General features: G+C 75.2%; 1 protein-coding gene and 1 pseudogene. Both read left to right on the top strand.

Annotated elements, in window-relative coordinates; translation table 11 throughout:
- A pseudogene (locus tag D7V88_RS44035) lies at positions 1-198 on the top strand (hypothetical protein); the annotation flags it as partial.
- Positions 195-2,058 (top strand): serine/threonine-protein kinase (locus D7V88_RS40930; RefSeq protein ID WP_147449129.1); only part of this gene is annotated, 1,864 nt, incomplete at its 3' end. The pseudogene D7V88_RS44035 and the gene D7V88_RS40930, both read left to right, overlap by 4 nt.

Below are 2,058 nucleotides of genomic sequence, written 5' to 3'. Positions count from 1 at the left end.
GTCCGCTCCCGCCCCAGCGTCTCCGCCGCCACCGCCAGGGTCGGCGCAGGCCGCGCCCGGCCGCGCTGCCCCGGGTGCACCCTGGAGCTTCCCCGGGGCCGACGCGGTGAGTCGTGCGTGTGGTGCGGCTTCGTGTTCGCCGCAGTGGCCCGCCGTCCCCGAACGTCCGCCGCGAAGACGGCGCGGAAGACGCGATGAGCGGGACGTACCGACTCATTGGCCGCACCGAAGCGGGCGACCTGGCGGAGCTGTACGAGGCCCTGCTCGTCCCCACCATCCCCGTCGCGGTGAAGCTGTTCCTGCAGCGCACCTCCGACCCCGCCTACGCCCGCCAGCTCGCGGAGACCGTCCGGCGGCTCCAGCCCGTGCGCCACCCGGGCATCCTCCACGTCGTGGACCTGGGCTTCGTGCGCCAGCGGCTCGCGGTGGTGCGCGAGGACGTGGATGGCTTCACGTTGGGCGTCGCGCTCCAGCGCCTCAACACGAAGGAAGTGCTGCTGCCGCCCACCGTGGCGCTGTCCATCGTCATCCAGTTGGCGGACGCGGTGCAGTTGGCCCACGACGCGGGCGTCGTCCACGGGGCCCTGACCCCCGGCAACCTGCTGCTGTCCCGCGAAGGCTACCCGGCCATCTGCGACTTCGGCGCGCTCCAGGCGCTGCTCTCCGTGCCCCAGCTCAAGCGCACCTTCGCGCATCGCGGACGCAGCGCGTACCGGGCGCCGGAGGTGACGCGGGGCGAGCCGCCCACGGAGGCGTCCGACGTGTACTCGCTGGGCGCCATCGCCTACGAGCTGCTCACGCTGCGCGAGGCCGTGGTGCCCGGCAGCGGGGTGAGCACCCGCCGCGAAGCCCTGCCGCCCCCCAGCCGGTTGGACCGGCGGATCAACGCGCGGTTGGATCCGGCGGTGATGCGCGCGTTGGACCCCGCGCCCCAGCGGCGCTTCCGCTCGTGCGGCGAGTTCGCCCAGGCCCTGCGCAACTTCCTCTCCACGGGCGGCGGTCTGCCCGGCGCGCAGGACGTGGCGCGCTTCGTGTCGGAGCTGTTCCCGAACGAGGTGAGCATCGCCGTGCCCGGCCCCGTGCCGTTCGCGGAGCCCTTCCACCTGGAGCCCATCTCCGGCGCGGAGATGGAGGACCTGCACGCGGAAGAGCACGAGGCGTCCATCGTCCAGCGCATGCCGTACACGCGCGCGCCCACGGAAGAGGAGGCCTCCGCCAACACGCAGGAAGCCGCACCCGCCTTCGAGGAGTTCCGCCCGGAGGACTACGCGCCGGATTCCCTTCCGTACGACGACGGCCCGGAGGACGCCGCGCCTTCGCTCGCCGCGAGGGAAGGGCGGGCCACCGACCCAGCCCATGCGGGCCCCCTGGAGCAGGGCTGGGACGCGCCCCCGGGCGTGCTCGCGCAGAAGTCCCGCCGGCAGGTCACCCCCCAGGGCGGCGCGGATGGGCACTCGGGCACGCGCGTCGGTCGCAACCCGCGCATGAAGGTGGTGGAGGACTTCTCCACGCCGCCGCCGCTGGGGTCGGACGAAGCGCCCGCGCCCTCCGAACGGCGCGCGGCCCTGCGCCCCGCGCGCGGTGCCGCCGGCCGCTCTCCCGTCCAGGAGACCCTGGCCCTTCCGTCCGCCGGAGCTTCCCCGCCGGGTGCGAACCGGAGTCCCGAAGGCGCGGAGCCGCCCCGCCAGGAGCGCCGGGGCCGCGCCGAGCCCACCGAGGCCCTTCCCGCCGAACCCGGCAGCGGAGCGTCACGCCGCGCCGCCCAGGGCCGGGATGATGGCGGTTGGCGCTCCGACATGGCGGTGCCCGCGCCGTCCGACCGGCACCTGCCGGTGGCCCAGCGCTTCGACACGGTGGAGACGCCGCGCATGCAGGCGGTGGACATGGTGGCGCGCCGCAAGCGCCTGCTGTTCATCTGCGCCGGCATCGCTGGGGTGGGCCTCTTCATCTTCGCCGTCGCCGTGTGGCGGCTGGGCCTGGACACCGTCCCCCCGGCGCCGCCACTGCCCCGGTATGATCCGAACGCGCCCGTGGCGGGGGCTCCCGCAAGCCCCAGCC

Source organism: Corallococcus terminator (assembly GCF_003611635.1).
GTDB lineage: Bacteria > Myxococcota > Myxococcia > Myxococcales > Myxococcaceae > Corallococcus > Corallococcus terminator.
This window is presented reverse-complemented; position numbering and strand designations above follow the sequence as displayed.